Annotated in this window: 14 protein-coding genes; 6 read left to right on the forward strand and 8 right to left on the reverse strand. The window is 60.1% G+C overall.

Annotated features, from left to right (window positions below; genetic code table 11):
* Positions 1-55: 55 nt before the first annotated feature.
* Genes ACHMXK_RS19815 through ACHMXK_RS19835 form a run of 5 tightly spaced genes read right to left on the reverse strand, consistent with a single transcriptional unit; the run spans position 56 to position 7,686 of the window.
* The gene (locus ACHMXK_RS19815; RefSeq protein ID WP_397442235.1) at positions 56-1,987 is read right to left on the reverse strand and encodes an acyl-CoA synthetase; all 1,932 of its coding nucleotides are present in this window, start codon (positions 1,985-1,987) and stop codon (positions 56-58) included.
* The gene (locus ACHMXK_RS19820; protein ID WP_397442236.1) at positions 1,984-3,129 is read right to left on the reverse strand and encodes an acyl-CoA dehydrogenase family protein; all 1,146 of its coding nucleotides are present in this window, start codon (positions 3,127-3,129) and stop codon (positions 1,984-1,986) included. Before ACHMXK_RS19820 ends, ACHMXK_RS19815 begins: the two co-directional genes overlap by 4 nt.
* A 12-nt stretch (positions 3,130-3,141) precedes the next feature.
* Positions 3,142-4,350, reverse strand: coding sequence for an acyl-CoA dehydrogenase family protein (locus ACHMXK_RS19825; RefSeq protein WP_397442237.1), 1,209 nt, complete (start codon positions 4,348-4,350; stop codon positions 3,142-3,144).
* A 10-nt stretch (positions 4,351-4,360) separates the two neighbouring features.
* The gene (locus ACHMXK_RS19830; protein WP_397442238.1) at positions 4,361-5,554 is read right to left on the reverse strand and encodes an acetyl-CoA C-acyltransferase; all 1,194 of its coding nucleotides are present in this window, start codon (positions 5,552-5,554) and stop codon (positions 4,361-4,363) included.
* 11 nt (positions 5,555-5,565) lie between these two features.
* Positions 5,566-7,686, reverse strand: a complete 2,121-nt coding sequence (locus ACHMXK_RS19835; RefSeq protein WP_397442239.1) for a 3-hydroxyacyl-CoA dehydrogenase NAD-binding domain-containing protein — start codon at positions 7,684-7,686, stop codon at positions 5,566-5,568.
* Between the two features lie 129 nt (positions 7,687-7,815).
* Between ACHMXK_RS19835 and ACHMXK_RS19840 the strand changes: the two genes are divergently transcribed.
* Complete coding sequence (locus ACHMXK_RS19840) at positions 7,816-8,748, forward strand: LysR family transcriptional regulator (protein ID WP_397442240.1); 933 nt, start codon at positions 7,816-7,818, stop codon at positions 8,746-8,748.
* A 183-nt stretch (positions 8,749-8,931) separates the two neighbouring features.
* Here the strand turns inward: ACHMXK_RS19840 and ACHMXK_RS19845 are convergent, their stop codons facing one another.
* The gene (locus ACHMXK_RS19845) at positions 8,932-9,924 is read right to left on the reverse strand and encodes a Bug family tripartite tricarboxylate transporter substrate binding protein (RefSeq protein WP_397442241.1); all 993 of its coding nucleotides are present in this window, start codon (positions 9,922-9,924) and stop codon (positions 8,932-8,934) included.
* 127 nt (positions 9,925-10,051) lie between these two features.
* On the reverse strand, positions 10,052-10,204 hold the full coding sequence (locus ACHMXK_RS19850) for a hypothetical protein (protein ID WP_397442242.1): 153 nt from the start codon (positions 10,202-10,204) through the stop codon (positions 10,052-10,054).
* A 297-nt stretch (positions 10,205-10,501) separates the two neighbouring features.
* On the opposite strand from ACHMXK_RS19850, the gene ACHMXK_RS19855 reads away from it, so the two are divergent.
* The gene (locus ACHMXK_RS19855; RefSeq protein WP_397442243.1) at positions 10,502-10,732 is read left to right on the forward strand and encodes a hypothetical protein; all 231 of its coding nucleotides are present in this window, start codon (positions 10,502-10,504) and stop codon (positions 10,730-10,732) included.
* Positions 10,733-10,775: 43 nt separating this feature from the next.
* Here ACHMXK_RS19855 and ACHMXK_RS19860 read toward each other — a convergent pair whose 3' ends face one another.
* Complete coding sequence (locus ACHMXK_RS19860) at positions 10,776-11,816, reverse strand: AraC family transcriptional regulator (RefSeq protein WP_397442570.1); 1,041 nt, start codon at positions 11,814-11,816, stop codon at positions 10,776-10,778.
* Between the two features lie 397 nt (positions 11,817-12,213).
* Between ACHMXK_RS19860 and ACHMXK_RS19865 the strand changes: the two genes are divergently transcribed.
* From ACHMXK_RS19865 to ACHMXK_RS19880, 4 genes are all read left to right on the forward strand, one after another.
* Positions 12,214-12,786 (forward strand): RBBP9/YdeN family alpha/beta hydrolase, encoded by a 573-nt coding sequence (locus ACHMXK_RS19865; protein ID WP_397442244.1) that lies wholly within the window; start codon positions 12,214-12,216, stop codon positions 12,784-12,786.
* Positions 12,787-13,237: 451 nt separating this feature from the next.
* A complete protein-coding gene (locus ACHMXK_RS19870; RefSeq protein ID WP_397442245.1) occupies positions 13,238-14,296 on the forward strand; it encodes a 3-keto-5-aminohexanoate cleavage protein in 1,059 nt (352 codons plus the stop codon).
* A 201-nt stretch (positions 14,297-14,497) separates the two neighbouring features.
* Positions 14,498-15,067 (forward strand): Bug family tripartite tricarboxylate transporter substrate binding protein, encoded by a 570-nt coding sequence (locus ACHMXK_RS19875; RefSeq protein ID WP_397442246.1) that lies wholly within the window; start codon positions 14,498-14,500, stop codon positions 15,065-15,067.
* Positions 15,015-15,485 (forward strand): Bug family tripartite tricarboxylate transporter substrate binding protein, encoded by a 471-nt coding sequence (locus ACHMXK_RS19880; protein WP_397442247.1) that lies wholly within the window; start codon positions 15,015-15,017, stop codon positions 15,483-15,485. The genes ACHMXK_RS19875 and ACHMXK_RS19880 overlap by 53 nt, the downstream gene beginning before the upstream one ends.
* Positions 15,486-15,490: the final 5 nt, after the last annotated feature.

Genomic DNA, 15,490 nt, shown 5'->3' on the forward strand with positions numbered 1-15,490 from the left:
CCCCGGGTTCAGGTTTGAAATGAAATGCGTGAAAGAAATGAGATAACCAACAGGCTTAAACCAAGACCACTTGTGTCTTGAGCGGCAAACGCCCCAGCACCTGCTGCAATTGCGCCTGCAGTGGCGCGGCCAGCGCACCCGCCGCGGTGGCATCAATGAGCACCTTGAGCGCGTTGTCGCCATCGGCCTGTACCTGCGGTCGTGCCGCGGCAGCCAGACCCAGGCTGGCACAGGCCTCGTCCACCAAGCTATCGGCCACCCGGCAGGCGGCCAGGCTGCGAAGTTCAGGCTTGTAAATCTTGCCGACATTGGTCATAGGCATGTGTTCAATCACCGTCACCGACTTGGGCCTGGCCGGCGCCTCGTCAACCCGCTCGGCGGTGAAAACCAGCAGTTCGGCCTCGCTCACCGAGGCACCGGGCACCAGCGTCGCAAAAATCACAGGCAGCTCGCCGGCATAGGCATCAGGCGCCCCCACGGCGGCGCACAGCTGCACCGCAGGATGGGCGCCCAGCGCGTCCTCTATCACCTTGGGATCGATGTTGTGGCCACTGCGAATGATCAAATCTTTGGAGCGGCCGCTGAGGTTGAGCCGGCCCTGCGCATCCAGCCAGCCCAGGTCGCCGGTGGCCAGCCAGCCGTCGGCCGTGAAGGCCTTGGCGGTGTCGGCCGGGTCGAGAAAACCCGAAAACAGATTGGGGGATTTGAACAAGACCATGCCCTGCTCGCCGATGGGCAGGTCACGGTCGGACGCGTTGCCATGGTCGTCAAGCGCGACGATGCGTAATTGCGAATACGGCAGCGGAAACCCGACACAGCCGGCCGGCCCTTCGACGCCGGGCGGCGTGATGGTCGAGATGCCGGCCATTTCGGTCATGCCCAGGCTCTCGTGCACATGCAGGCCAAACAGGCGTTTGAAACGTGCGGCCAGTTCAGGCGCCAGCACGGCCGCGCCCGTACGGCAATAACGGATAGAGGAAATATCGGCGCCGGCCAGCGGCACATTGGCCAACGCAGCCAGCACCGTGGGCACCGCCGACAGGGAGGTGGGCCGGTAGGCCTCGACCAGGCGCCAGTAGTTGGCCAGTACGGCCTTGTTGCGCAATAGCGCCGTGGTCGGAATGATCACTTCCACGCCCGCCGACAAGGACGACAAGGAGGCCGGCAACACACCCGCCACATGGAACAGCGGATACCCGTTGATCGAAATGTCCGTGTCTTTCATGCCTTGCAGCTTCACGCTGGCCCAGGCCGTGAAGACTTGCGCCCCGTGGCTGTGGCGCGCCAGCTTGGGCGCACCGGTGGTACCGCCGGTGTGGAAGTAAGCCGCGATGTCGGAGGGGGCGATGTCACGGCCACTGACCAGACGATCGGCCGGTTCGCGTGCGCGCAAGGCGGCGAAGTCGGCCACACCCTCGGGCAGGCCACCCGCGCTGCCCGCAGCTTCGTCGTGTGGTGCCACACGCAACACCGTGGTGAGGGTAGGCACCTGGCCACGCAGACGCATCGCCTTGGACCAAATGCCGGACTCATCGTCCGAGCCGTAAGCGATCAAGACCTTGGCCCGACCCGCGATCATCAGCGACACCAGCTTCTCGTCGCTCAACAGGGGGTTAAGCGGCTGCACGATGCCGGCGGCCTCGCCGCCCCACAGCGCCAGGTGGTACTCCAGGCAGCCCGGCAGCAACACGGCCACCGCATCCCCGGGCCCCACGCCCAGGGTATACAAGGCATTGGCCGTCTGGTGAATGCCGGCCAGCAGATCGGCATAGGACCAGCGTATGGGCGCGTCAGCCGGGTCGGCCGTGCGCAAAAAGGTCAATGCCGTCTTGTGGCCAAAGGCCGCCCCGGCATTGCGGAAGATTTCATAGGTGCTGCGAACGGTGAGCGCCTCGTCCAAAGGGGTCTGCTCCAGCTTTCGCACATCTTCAATGCTGCGGATCGGATGCGAAGGACGGAAGGGCGCGCCGGCCCGGATCGCACTCATGCGGCAACCTGCTGCTGGCCGAGCGCGATGAAACGCTGCAGATGATGGTCTTCGTCGCCCAACTGGTGATCAATCATGACCAGGCGTTTGGCATAGTGGGCCAAGGGCAGTTCCCAGGTCATGCCTATGCCGCCGTGCATCTGTATGCTTTCTTCCGCCACCAGCGTGCCGATACGGCCTATGCTGAACTTGGCGGCCGACAAGGCCCGCTCGCGTGTCACGCGGTCCGCGCCATCGATGGCGGCGGCGGCGTTGATCACCGCGGAGCGGGCCTGTTCGATCTCCAGCAGCAGGTCCGCCATGCGGTGCTGCAGCGCCTGGAAGCTGCCAATCAAGATGCCGAACTGCTTGCGCGTGCGCAGATAGTCCAGCGTCGCGGTCTTGGCGGCTTCCATCGCGCCCAGCGCTTCGGCGCAGAGCGCCAACACGCCACGGCCTATGGCGCGCTCCAGCGTCGCGTGCCCCTGGCCTTCGGTGCCGAGCAAGGCCTCGGCACCCAACTTCACGCCGTCGAACGTGAGTTCGGCGACGCGGCCACCATCGATGGCGGGACAGCTGCGCACCGACAGGCCCGGCGTCTTGGCGGGCACCAGGAACAGCGAGATGCCCGCCTCGTCGTCCACCGCACCCGAGGTGCGGGCCGAGACCACAAACAGGTCCGCCTGTTCACCCTGCGGCACAACCGCCTTGGCACCGGTCAGCACCCAGCCGTCGCCGATACGCTCGGCGCGCGTCTGCACAGACGTCTGTTCGTAATGTGATTCCGGTTCATCGTGCGCAAAGGCGGCGATGACGGAGCCGTCGATGATCGCGGCCAGCAGGGCCTTCTGTGCTTCATTACCGGCGGCGCTGATCGCCTCGCCGGCCATCACCGCACCCAGCAGCGGTTCAACCACCAAGCCACGGCCCAGTGCCTCAAAAACCACGGCAATGTCGAAACCGGCGCCGCCGAAGCCACCGTCGGTTTCGCTGAACAAAGCGCCTATCACGCCCAGTTCGGCGAACTGCTGCCAGATCTCGGGGCTGAAACCATGGGCCGATTTGGCGATGTGATCCCGTTTCTCAAAAGCGTATTGCTCGGCAATGAAACGGTTCAGGCTGTCGGCGAGCATGCGCCGGTCTTCGCTGTGTTCGAAGTTCATGGCGTTTTTTCCTTACAGGCCAAGAATCATCTTGGAGATGATGTTCTTCTGGATTTCGTTGGAGCCGCCGAAAATCGACAGCTTGCGGTTGTTGAAATAGCGCGCAGCGGCTGCCTTCGCGTAGGCCGGGCCAAAGGTCTCGCCGTCAAAACCGTCCTGCAGCGCTTCGGCCACGAAGGGGCGGCCGTAGACACCCATCGCGCGGCGCGCGAGCGACGAGATCTCCTGGCGGATTTCGGTACCGCGTATCTTGAGCATGGAGCTTTCGGCACCCGGCACACCGCCGCCGGCCACCGCGGCAATCACGCGCAAGTTGGTGGTTTTCATGTTTTCGAGGTCGATCTCGACACGCGCCAGGCGTGCGGCAAAAGCCGGATCTTCAGCCAGCGGGCGACCGTTCCTGGTCTGCTTGGTGGCAATGGCCTTGAGCTGCGCCAGCGCGGCGACCGAGAAACCCACACCTGCGATGTTGGTGCGTTCGTAGGTCAGCAGGTATTTGGCACAGGTCCAGCCCTTGTCTTCTTCGCCGACCAGGTTCTCGACCGGCACACGCACATCGGAAAAGAACACCTCGTTGACTTCGTGTTCACCATCCAGCGTGATGATGGGACGCACCACCACACCGGGCGCCGTCATGTCGATCAATAAAAAGCTGATGCCTTCCTGCTTCTTGGCTTCGTGGTTGGTGCGCACCAGGCAGAAGATCATGTTGGCATGTTGACCCAAGGTGGTCCAGGTCTTCTGACCATTGACGATGTAGTGCTCGCCTTGCGCATCGGTGCCACGCACAGCTGAGGTCTTGACCGCTGCCAGGTCGGAGCCCGCGCCGGGCTCCGAATAACCCTGACACCACCAGTCAGCGCCATCAAGAATACGCGGCAGCCAGTGGCGCTTCTGCGCCTCGTTGCCGTATTTGATCAGCACCGGCCCCAGCATGTTCACGCCAAAAGGCACGATGCGCGGCGCATGCGCCAGCGCACATTCGTTCTCGAAAATGAACTTCTCGATGGCCGTCCAGCCCGGTCCGCCGTATTGCTCGGGCCAGTGGTTGGCGAGCCAGCCGCGCGTGTTCAGGATGGCGTGCCATTCCTGCATGTCGGCCTTGGTGAGTATCTGGCCGCCGCTGACCTTGGCCGAGAGGCGTGCAGGCAACTTGTCGGCCAGAAAGGCACGCACTTCGGTGCGGAAGGCTTCTTCTTCGGGGGTGAAGTTCAGGTCCATGGCGGACTCCTTAATAATAAATCTCGAACAGGCCGGCAGCGCCCATGCCACCGGCGATACACATCGTCACCACGGCGTACTTGGCGCCGCGGCGCTTGCCTTCGATCAACACATGGCCTGTGAGCCGCGCACCTGTCATGCCAAAGGGGTGGCCGATGGAGATCGCGCCGCCGTTCACGTTGAGGCGCTCCGACGGAATGCCCAGTTTGTCCTGACAGTAGATGGACTGCGAGGCAAAAGCTTCGTTGAGTTCCCACAGGTCGATGTCCTCGACTTTGAGGCCGTGGCGCGCGAGCAGCTTGGGCACGGCGAAGACCGGACCTATGCCCATCTCGTCGGGCTCGCAGCCGGCCACCGCCAGGCCACGGAACACGCCCAAGGGCTGCAGGTTGGCGCGTTCTGCGTCCTTGGCTTCCATCAGCACACAGGCCGAGGCGCCGTCGGAGAGTTGCGAGGCGTTACCCGCGGTGATGAACTTGTCCTCGCCCATCACCGGCTTCAGCTTGGCCAGCGCCTCATAGGTGGTGCCGCGGCGGTTGCAGTTGTCTTCCGTGGCGGTGACTTCGCGGTAGCTGACTTCCTTGGTGTCCTTGTCGGTCACCGCCATGGTGGTGGTGCAGGCCACGATCTCGTCCTTGTAGCAACCAGCCAGTTGCGCTTCCTCGGTCTTGCGCTGGCTCTCGGCCGAGAAACGGTCCTGCGCCTCGCGGCTGATGTTGTAACGCTTGGCCACGATGTCGGCGGTCTCGATCATCGCCATGTACAACGCGGGTTTGTGCTCGACGATCCACGGGTCCATGCCGTTGTCACCATTGTCGGTGGCGCTGCGGCCACGGATCTGCGAGATGCTTTCGACACCGCCCGCAATCATGGCCGGTGCGCCTTCGACCACAATGCGGCCCGCCGCCATCGCGATGGCCTGCAGGCCCGAGGCGCAAAAGCGGTTCACCGTGGTGCCGGCGATGCTGATAGGCAGGCCGGCGCGGATGATGCTCTGACGCGCAATGTTGCGGCCAGTCGTGCCTTCGGGGTAGCCGCACCCCAGGATCGCGTCTTCGATCAGCGCGGGATCCAGGCCCGAACGCTCCACCGCGGCACGCACCGCGAAGGCCGCCAGCGTGGCACCGGAGGTGATGTTGAATTCGCCGCGGTGCGCCTTGGTGAGCGGGGTGCGGGCGGTGGAAACGATGACGGCTTCACGCATGAGGTATCTCCTTATTCGGATTGATTGAGGCTGGCGAAATCAGCGCCGCGTTCGACCAGCGCCACCAGCAACGGCGAAGGCTGCCAGAACAGCGGGTCTTGTTTGGCGAATTCGCGGATATCGGCCAGCACCTGGGGCAGGCCCACGGTGTCGGCGTATTTCATAGGGCCGCCGCGATGGCGCGGAAAACCGTAGCCGTAGAGAAAGGTCACGTCGACGTCGAGCGGGCGCAACGCGATGCCCTGGTGCACGACGTTGGCGCCTTCGTTCACCATGGCGGCCATGTAGCGGCGCATGATCTCATCTTCCGTGAAGGCTCGCGGCTTGATGCCCGCGCGTTCGCGCTCGGTCTCTATGATCGCCAGCACCTCGGGATCGGGCTGGCCGGTGCGGGCACCTTCGGGGTAGAGGTAATAGCCGCGCTGCGTCTTCTGGCCGAACCAGCCGCGTTCGCAGAGGCGGTCGGTGATCTGCACGTAGCGCGCCTTCGGGTCACGTGTGGTGGCCTTGCGCTTGCGCGTGGCCCAGCCGATGTCGCCGCCGGCCAGATCGGACACCTGGAACGGACCCATGGGGTAACCGAAGTTGCGCACGGCCGCGTCGATGTCGTAGGGTGAGGCGCCGTCTTCCATCATGTGGTCAGCCGCCTGGCGGTACACCGCGAGAATGCGGTTGCCGATAAAACCGTCGCACACACCGGCGCGCACCGGAACCTTCTTGAGTTTTTTCGCCAGCTCGAAGCCGGTCGCGACCACGTCGGCGCTGACCTTGGCCGGCACCACGATCTCCAGCAGCTTCATGATGTTGGCTGGCGAGAAGAAGTGCAGGCCTACCACGTCGCCGGGGCGCGAGGTGCTGGCAGCAATCTCGTCGATGTCTAGGTAGGAGGTGTTGGTCGCCAGCACGGCACCGGGCTTGCACACACGGTCAAGCTCAGCGAAGACGGCCTTTTTGACCGCCAAGTCTTCGAACACGGCTTCAACCACAATGTCGACCTGCGCGAGTGCGTCGTAAGACATGGCACCCGAGAAACGCGCCATCAGGGCGGCCTTGGCCTCGGGTGTCATGCGGCCCTTCTTGATCAAGCCATCGTACACCTTCTCGACGTGGGCACGGCCGCGCGCGAGGCTGGGCTCGTCGCGCTCAATCATGGTCACGGGCATGCCTGCGTCCAGCATGGCCACGGCGATGCCCGCACCCATGGTGCCGCCGCCGACGATGCCTGCGGAGTCAAGTTGACGCGGTTTGGCCGCCTTGGTCTCCGGCGCCTTCAGCACCTCGCGTTCGGCGAAGAAAGCATGGATCAAGCCCGCACGTTGCGGGCTGTCGATACATTGCAAAAACAGCTTGCGCTCCAGCGCCATGCCTTCGTCAAAAGGCAGTGCGAGTGCCGCCTCGACGGCTTCGATGATCTTCATCGGCGAGAACAGGCCGCGGCTCTTCTTCGCCGTGTCGGCGCGTGCGGCGTCGACGGCGGCACGGCTGGCTTCGGTGTCAGCCAGTGCCGCTGCGTCGCGCGTGCGTCGCACGGGGGCCTGGCCGGCAACCAGTTCCTGGGCATAAGCCAGGCCCTCGGCCAAGGCGTCCTGGCCTTCGCCCAGGCGGTCTATCAGCCCCAGTGCGAACGCCTCCTTGGCACTGGCGTGGCGACCGCTGAGGATGAGATCAAGCGCGGCCTTGGCGCCTATCAGGCGCGGCCCGCGCTGCGTGCCACCGGAGCCGGGGAGTAGCCCGAGCAGCACCTCGGGCAGGCCCAGCTTGGCGGAAGACACGGCCAGCCGGTAGTGGGCCGACAGCGCAACCTCCAGCCCGCCGCCCAGCGCCGCGCCATGGATCGCGGCGACCACCGGCTTGGCGCAGTTTTCGATGCGGCTGCAGACCTCGGGCAGCGAAGGCGGCTGCGGCGGCTTGCCGAACTCGCGGATATCCGCGCCAGCGATGAAATTGCGGCCGGCGCCGACGATCAACACCGCAGCCACAGCACTGTCGGCTTCGGCCACATCCATGGCCGCGGCCAAGCCGCGACGCACAGCCACACCCAGCGCGTTGACCGGCGGATTGTTGATGGTCACCACCAGAACGCCGCCCTGGCGCTCGGTTTTGACAACTTCAGAAAGGGCATCGAAAGCCATGTGATGAGTCTCCTGATCTTGAACCACGATGAGAACGTAAGTAGTCAGAGATTGTTATTCGATCAATCATTCTTGACAATTACATAGATCATTGACAATCTGTCAAATAACTTTTGACATATATGAATCATGGAACCCTCCGCTTTAACCCTGCTGGTCGAGATTCTTGATGCCGGCAACCTGAGCCAGGCAGCACGCAAACTGAAAATGACCCGGGCCAATGTCAGCTACCACCTGACACAGCTGGAGCGATCGGTTGGCCTGCAATTGGTGCGTCGCACCACACGCCGGGTGGAGCCGACCGAGGTCGGTTTGCGCCTGTACCAACACGGCCTCAGTATCCGGAATGAATTGCTTGCCGCCCAGGAAACGGTGTCGACCCTGGGGCAGGGCCTGCAGGGCCGCGTGCGCCTGAGCGTGCCCAGCGGTTATGGCCAGATGGTCATGTCGGACTGGCTGATTGAGTTCAAGCGTCTTTATCCCGGCATCGTGCTGGATGTGTTGTTCGAGAATCGCGTCGATGACCTGATGCGCGACGAGGTGGACATCGCCATCCGGGTGATGCCGGAGCCGCCACCTACCCTGGTGGCGCGTGAACTGGGCGCCGTGCGTTACCTGGCTTGTGCATCGCGTGCTTATGCGGCCGAACACGGCCTGCCCACGCGGCTGGAGCAGTTGCGCACCGCACCACTGATCACCGCCGGTGTGATTGGCCGGCAATTACGCGTCTCCGCCTACCTCGGCAACGAACGCCAGGAAATCACGCTGGAGCCCACGCTGATCTCGGAACATTTCCCCTTCCTGCGCCAAGCCATTCTGGCCGGGCTGGGGGTTGGGCTGGTGCCTGATTACGTGGTGCTGGACACGGTACAGTCCGGAGAAGTCCTGACGGTGCTGGACGAATACCGGCTCAGCATTTTCGGGACCCAGATGTTCATGTTGTATATGCCTGATCGTCACCAGACCCGTGCGGCGCGTGCATTTATTGACTTTGTTCTGGACAAGGCCACGACAGCCCGTGCAGATGAAAAACTGCACCGCCCCACGCGACTTCAAGACTAGGAGGCTCAACGGAATCCTTCTGTCCTGAACTGAACAGCGTTTCACTCAGATGCGTGAGGCTTTCTGCATGACTGGAGCAAATTCATTCACCCGGCTTTTTCTGCCACCGGGCTCCTGTCTCTGACAGGGCTTCCCAGTAAATATTCCAAATCTCTGAACCGCCACAGAACCCCTACAGAAGAATCAATTGGGACTGATCTTCAGTTTGAGTTTTTCGATGATTTTTTTATTGTGGTTCGTGGTCGCTTCCAGTCTCTGCCGAAGCTGCTCTATCGAGGCATTTTTAGGATAGTCCAAACCTTGAGCCGTCAGAGCTTCACGAAATTTCGATGAATTTATGACCTTTTGCAATTCATTCTGTATTTGATCGCCAAGCGGCTTGGGTGTGCTGCTCAGCATAAACACGCCAACGCCAGCATCAGGCATGACCAGATCAGGCAGTCCTAACTCGCCAAAGCTGGGCACATTGGGCAGATGGGGGGAGCGTGTGGCTGACGCAACGGCCAGCGCACTCAGTTTTCCACTTTGGATAAATGGCACAACGTTCGTCACAACATCAAAAGTCAGCTGGACGTGATTGCCCATCAAGTCGGTCAACGCCGGAGCCGACCCCTTATATGGTGCGACGACCATAGAGTTGTTGCTTTTCTCCCGAAGAATTTCGCTCAAAAAATCGGACCGGTTCCCGGGGCTAAGGCTCGCGATGCTGACTGACTGGGGTTTGAGCTTGGCATATTCCAACAATTCCGGGATATTGTTGGGTGGAAAACTGGTGTTTTTCACCAAGACATGGACCATGCCAGCAGCTTCCGCGACGTAAGTAAAACTCTTGGTTGGATCGTATGGTTTTTTAACGGCAAGTGGTATATCAGTCATCATGCTTGATGGCCCGACCATCAGGGTGTGGCCGTCAGCAGGTGCACTCATGAGTGCACGCTCAGCCACGACAGCCGAGCCACCGGGCTTGTTGTCCACCAAAACAATTTGCCCGGAATTGACACGCAATTGTTCAGCAAGCAGACGCGCGACTGCATCGGCAATGCCGCCAGCCGGCGCAGGGACAATCAATCGAATGGGCTTGTCAGGCCACTTTTGCGCCTGTGCTGGTGATAGCGCCGCAACAAAGGACAACATAGCTATCGCAAATATCCTTAGCTTCAATGAATGAAAGATCATGATGATTCACCTTAAAAATGGAATTTACCGCTCAAAATTTCAATGACTCAGTTCTTTTCACGGTCTTCAAGATCACGATACCCCTGAGTCGCTCTATCCAGCGCATAACGCTGATTGATCTCACTATTTATCGGCCTGCCCTCATGGCCAGATAAATCACTGTCGTCGTCACGGGAATATGGTCGGAATCACCTGACAGCCATGGCGGTCCGTAGGCCACGGATTGAATGACCAGAGGCGCCTGGTTTTCAGAGAGCAGAGCGCCGTTCATAAAATGCATACCTATCTCCTTTAAGCAATTGATGCCTGAAAGCGTCAAATGCATCATCTGGTCGTCCTACACATTTGACTTAGCTTTCCACGTCTTCAACTTTGCATTTCATGACAGAAAGACTTGGGTAAGCAGTGAACTAGGGTTTGTGCTGAGGTTGGATTTAACTGGGAATGTCCGAGCTTGGTGGGTTCCTCTGGCTGGGAATCGACAGGCTTGCTGGAACCGAGGACGGGGAGCAGCTTAGAAACCGTTGATCAAGGCCTTCTTGTCATGGCCATGCGCTGACAGCGCGGTCATCAGACCGTGCCCACCGCGAAGCACGATGCGTCACTCAACAAGAAAAATCTTTATTCAATGCGCCGGCAGTACTTCACCGCGGCCGGCATCGCACAGGCGGAATACGCAGGCCGCGCAACCGCGGCGCCATATCGGCAAACGTCTCTTGGCCAATGTCAGGGGTGGATTTTTTTATCCCCAGCCAAGTTCGATGAGTCTGCAAAAATTCCGAACCGCTTCCAAAGCGTAGATGCCTAAATCAGCTAACCCTTCAAGACGACAGGTGCAACCTCGAAAATTGTCACGTACGGGACCGTGGCGGCTCCGCTCGCCGACGAGCGACAGCGAGGGCCGCCCGGCTCTCTTTCGCACTACTGCCGAACTGTGTTTTGTACCAGCGCGAGAAGGTGCTCGGCGCAGAGAACCCCAGCAGCGCGGCCACTTCTGTTAATGGCCGTTCGCTCTCAAGGACATAACGTACGGCAAGTTCCTTGCGGATGTCGTTAACGATTGAAGAAAAGCTCTGCTCCTGTTCCGCGAGGCGTCGCTGGACAGTACGGCACAAAACACCCAAGTGCTCCGTCACATTTTCAATGCTGCAACGGCCGCTCGGCAATAACAGCACGATGGTGCGTCTAACATCGTCCAGCATAGACGCCGCCTGCGAGGGCCCTGAAGAATCTATCAACTGCTGCGCGTAACGCGCCATCGCAGGATCGGCAGACGGGTTGCGAGAATCAAGATCGGCCTTCGCGCAGACGATGCAGTTGAATTCGTAGTCGAATTCGACGCAACGGCCAAACAAGCGTGTATGCGCACCCAGGTCGCGCGGCGCAGAGTGCATGAAGCACACGCGCCGCGGCTGCCAGTTGGCGCCCAGAAACTGGCGTATCAACTGCACCATGACCCCCAATGCCAGTTCAACCCTTTGGCGTGTGGGCTGATGCATGCGGCCAGCCATGAGCTCCTCGCGAATAATGACCACGCCGTCACGCTCTTCGATGGTCAGCGCAAGGGCGCCATTCAGCATCACCTGGTAACGCATCAGCACATCAAGCGAGTCGCGCAAGGTTGCCTGGTCGCGGATCAGGAGTCCTACCGCACCAAGATTGGACAACAAGCGTGACTCGGCCATGCAGAGTCCGAAACTTTCGTTCCCGGACTGGGTGGCAGAAGCTTGTAACAGTTGCCCGAAACGGTCCACGGGGATCATGAGATCCGGTTGCTCAAGCACGCTCGGGCTGAGCCCCGCATCCAGGAGCATGCGGGCCGGCGTTAAGCCCGAGGCACGAGCGACCGCGCTGTAGTTGGTCAGGCACGCAGCACGAACAAGGGAAGACATTGGCATAGAGAAATTGACGCGAAATGCAAATTGCTTGTCATGTATTGTCAAGCATACACAGTTCATTGTCATGACACTTGGCCCGTCGAGCCACGCTGCGATGAGGGATTCGCAACCATGATCCAGGACTTCCACGCAACGCCCGCGGTGGTTCTCTAAATTTCGATGGAGCAACACCATCCAGGAAAAACTAGTCACTTGCGCACTCAAGAAAAAACTCAGTGACGTCACCTCAGGCGCGGTTTCCAGGAACTCGTCGCAGGCAATGGAAATCCGCATCTTGACGCTGAGGTGTCACGTCGTTTCTTTCAAAGACCGGGGCCTTCCGTGAGCCACATCGCCGTAGTCCAAAAAAACAGACGTCCATCATGGATGATCTCTTGCACACCTAACCAACATGAACTCAATCACACCAACGATTCTGATTGTCCCTGGACTGCGTGAATATGTAGCTAACCACTGGCAGACGCTGCTTGCAGCAAAGCTGCCTAAGGTGCGCAGTGTCGCGCCACTCGAGCATGAAAAACTTAGCTGCGCTGCTCGCGTCGATGCCATAGACAGCACTTTGGCCGCCATTGATGGGCCAGTGATCATCGTGGCACACAGCGCAGGCGCAATGATGGTTGCCCATTGGGCAAGCCAGCGCGCCACACGCAGGGTCCGTGGCGCGCTGCTGGCAGCGCCTGCAGATCTCGAGACGCCCATGCCGGCGGGTTATCCAACGAACGACGAACTGAAGAGCCATGGCTGGCTACCGATACCTCGCGCCGCATTGCCGTTCCCCAGTATCGTTGCAGCGAGCAGCAACGATCATCTCACTCGTCTCGAACGGGCCCGCGACTTTGCACAAGCATGGGGAAGTCGCTTCGTCGAACTCGGTGCCGTCGGACATTTGAATCCAGCTTCAGGTTATGGCGCGTGGCCACAGGCAGAAGACTTCATTCACGAACTCTCACACGCTAATTTCTAAGCTTGCAGTGCAAAGGCCTTCGCAAACTACCGCAGCTGCGGCGTGCGTTAGCCCTTGTCGGCCTCACCCTGGGCCAACTTTTAGCGGTGTGCCAGTCAGGCCGCCAACGGAATCACCGGCAAGCGCATCGCCACCGGCTTGAGCTTGACCCGCGTGCTGGCATCCCCCGCCTCACAAAAGATTACCCCAGTGGTCCAAACCGCATGACTGGCGCGCAATAGCGCTCGGCCAAGCCAGACAGCTTCAGGCTTCATTCAGGCCTGCCAGCTGTTGATGGCGTGCTTTTTTTTTCAGACTTTTCTGTCATGAAATGCAAAGTCAAAGACATGAAAAGTTAAGTGAAGCACGGTGCAAAGTCAGATGATTAATTTCCTCGCTACAAATTAATCCCAAAGCTTTCATCCAGTTCGAGATTCTCGACCTTCACCTTTCCACTTGGAGACCCAGCACCATGAACTTCCTTGACGGCCACCTGTATCCTGAGAACCAGCAGCCCCTGATCATCACCGCCGCGCCCTATGCGCCGGGCTGGATTCCCTCGGACTTTCCGGAAGACATCCCCATCACCATGGAAGAGCAGATCCAGAAGGCGGTGGATTGCTACGAAGCCGGTGCCACCGTGCTGCACTTGCACGTGCGTGAAGCCGATGGCAAGGGCAGCAAGCGTCTGTCCATGTTCAATGAGCTGATCGCCGGGGTGCGCAAGGCGGTGCCCGACATGGTGATCCAGGTGGGTGGCTCCATCAGCTTCGCACCCGAAGATGATGGCTCGGCCGCCAAGTGGCTGAGCGACGACACACGCCACATGCTGGCCGAACTCACGCCTACGCCCGACCAGGTGACGGTCACCGTCAACACCACACAGATGAATGTGACCGAGCATGCGGGCGAAGATGATTTCCGTGGCGTTTCGCGCGGATTCCCGAACCTCTATGCCACCTACAAGGACATGATCGTGCCCTCGAACCCCAGCTGGGCCGAAGAGCACATCCGGCGTCTGAGTAAAGCAGGCATCCAGAGCGCCTTCCAGTGCTACAACATCAACAGCTTCGAAACGATTGAGCGGATGATTCGCCGCGGCGTCTACAAGGGCCCACTGGTGATGAACTGGGTGGCCATCAGCGGCGGCATGGATCAGGCCAATATCTACAACCTGGCCAACTTCCTGCGCGCTGCGCCCGATAACGCCGTGATCACGGTGGAAAGCTCGGTGCTTAATGTGCTGCCCATCAACATGATCGGCATGGCCCTGGGCCTGCACGTGCGTTGCGGCATTGAGGACGTGCTTTGGAACCAGACCCGCACGGGCAAGGCCAGCTCCGTCGATCAGATCAAGCAATTGGTGCGTATCGCCGGCGAATTTGGTCGTCCGATTGCGACAGGACAGCAGGCTCGCGAGATTCTGAAGATCGGTGTCTTCTACGAAACGGCGGACCAGACGCTTCAGGAAAATGGCTTTGCGCCCAATCGCAAGGGAGGCAACCAGGGCTTCCTGCGCAAGCCGGACTGAAGCCCCTGGGGGCATTGGCATCACATGCTGTATGGATCGCCCAGCATTTGCTGGGCGGACACAAGCCGGATGCAGCTACACCCAGCAAGCGCGGGAATTCGACTTCCACGCAAGCAGCCCTGGTACCAGGGGCATCAAAGTCAAATAGGTGCATCCGGGGAGATGCGTACCCATGTGCATTGATCAAGGAAGGAATAGATGATGACATCACTGAACCGTAGAGCGCTCGTCCTCGGAGCGGCCGCATCCCTGGTGAGCAATTGGGCTGGTGCTCAGGCTGGCAACAGCTGGCCGTCACGTCCCATTAAAGTCATCGTGCCAGGTGGCGCCGGCGGGCTGCTGGACGCGATGGCGCGCAAGCTCTACACCAACCTTGGAAAAACACTGGGCCAGCCATTTGTCATAGACAATCGCACGGGCGCGAATGGATTGATTGGTAGCCTCGCGGTTAAAACTGCAGCACCGGATGGCTATACGATTTTGCATAGCACGGCATCGTCAATGGTGATGTCTGAGGCACTGAGTCCAGACCTTTCGGTTAAAACCTTGCGCGACCTGGAGCCCGTGGCACTCTCTGCAGTTGGTGGCGTGCTGCTTGCAGTGCACTCTTCTGTGCCTGCGAAGACGCTCCCTGAACTGGTTGCCCTGCTGCGAAGCGATCCCGAAAAAATATCAATCGTATGGAAGTTGGGGAATCGGTTCGAATGGACACCTGACGATGGAGTGGCTCAAGCAACGAACCGGTCTGACCATCAATCATGTCCCCTATAAATCATCGCCAGCGTTGCTGACGGATATCATCGCCGGCGTGATTCCTATCGGCTGGATTGACGTCGTTTCGCCGTTGGGCTTTATTGCGCAAGGGAAGCTGCGCGGCATCGCATTGTCGGGAACAGCTCGCAGCCCTAAATTGCCTGAGGTCAAAACACTTTCCGAGCAGGGCTATCCATTTACCGCCACGGGTTGGCAAGGTGTTTTTGCACCAAAGAATACGCCAACGGAGTTGCTTGAGCGTCTGCATGCAGCCATCAACCATGAGTTGGTACAGCCAGAGTTCGCGGAATCACTTCGCGAGCTGAATATCCCGCCTGCAACGCCTGTGAGCCGTCAAGCATTCACGCAATTGATAACGAATGACCTGGCTGCCTGGCGGAAGGTCGTCGTAGACGGAAATATCAAGCCAGAGTGAGCGCC

Source organism: Polaromonas sp. UC242_47 (assembly GCF_044452385.1).
Classification (GTDB): domain Bacteria; phylum Pseudomonadota; class Gammaproteobacteria; order Burkholderiales; family Burkholderiaceae_C; genus Polaromonas.

Bases quoted from the DNA above. Each gene is read 5' to 3' on its own strand.
- ACHMXK_RS19815 (WP_397442235.1), bottom strand. From the start codon at position 1,987: ATGAGTGCGATCCGGGCCGGCGCGCCCTTCCGTCCTTCGCATCCGATC.
- ACHMXK_RS19820 (WP_397442236.1), bottom strand. From the start codon at position 3,129: ATGAACTTCGAACACAGCGAAGACCGGCGCATGCTCGCCGACAGCCTG.
- ACHMXK_RS19825 (WP_397442237.1), bottom strand. From the start codon at position 4,350: ATGGACCTGAACTTCACCCCCGAAGAAGAAGCCTTCCGCACCGAAGTG.
- ACHMXK_RS19830 (WP_397442238.1), bottom strand. From the start codon at position 5,554: ATGCGTGAAGCCGTCATCGTTTCCACCGCCCGCACCCCGCTCACCAAG.
- ACHMXK_RS19835 (WP_397442239.1), bottom strand. From the start codon at position 7,686: ATGGCTTTCGATGCCCTTTCTGAAGTTGTCAAAACCGAGCGCCAGGGC.
- ACHMXK_RS19840 (WP_397442240.1), top strand. From the start codon at position 7,816: ATGGAACCCTCCGCTTTAACCCTGCTGGTCGAGATTCTTGATGCCGGC.
- ACHMXK_RS19845 (WP_397442241.1), bottom strand. From the start codon at position 9,924: ATGATCTTTCATTCATTGAAGCTAAGGATATTTGCGATAGCTATGTTG.
- ACHMXK_RS19850 (WP_397442242.1), bottom strand. From the start codon at position 10,204: ATGCATTTTATGAACGGCGCTCTGCTCTCTGAAAACCAGGCGCCTCTG.
- ACHMXK_RS19860 (WP_397442570.1), bottom strand. From the start codon at position 11,816: ATGTCTTCCCTTGTTCGTGCTGCGTGCCTGACCAACTACAGCGCGGTC.
- ACHMXK_RS19865 (WP_397442244.1), top strand. From the start codon at position 12,214: ATGAACTCAATCACACCAACGATTCTGATTGTCCCTGGACTGCGTGAA.
- ACHMXK_RS19870 (WP_397442245.1), top strand. From the start codon at position 13,238: ATGAACTTCCTTGACGGCCACCTGTATCCTGAGAACCAGCAGCCCCTG.
- ACHMXK_RS19875 (WP_397442246.1), top strand. From the start codon at position 14,498: ATGACATCACTGAACCGTAGAGCGCTCGTCCTCGGAGCGGCCGCATCC.
- ACHMXK_RS19880 (WP_397442247.1), top strand. From the start codon at position 15,015: ATGGAGTGGCTCAAGCAACGAACCGGTCTGACCATCAATCATGTCCCC.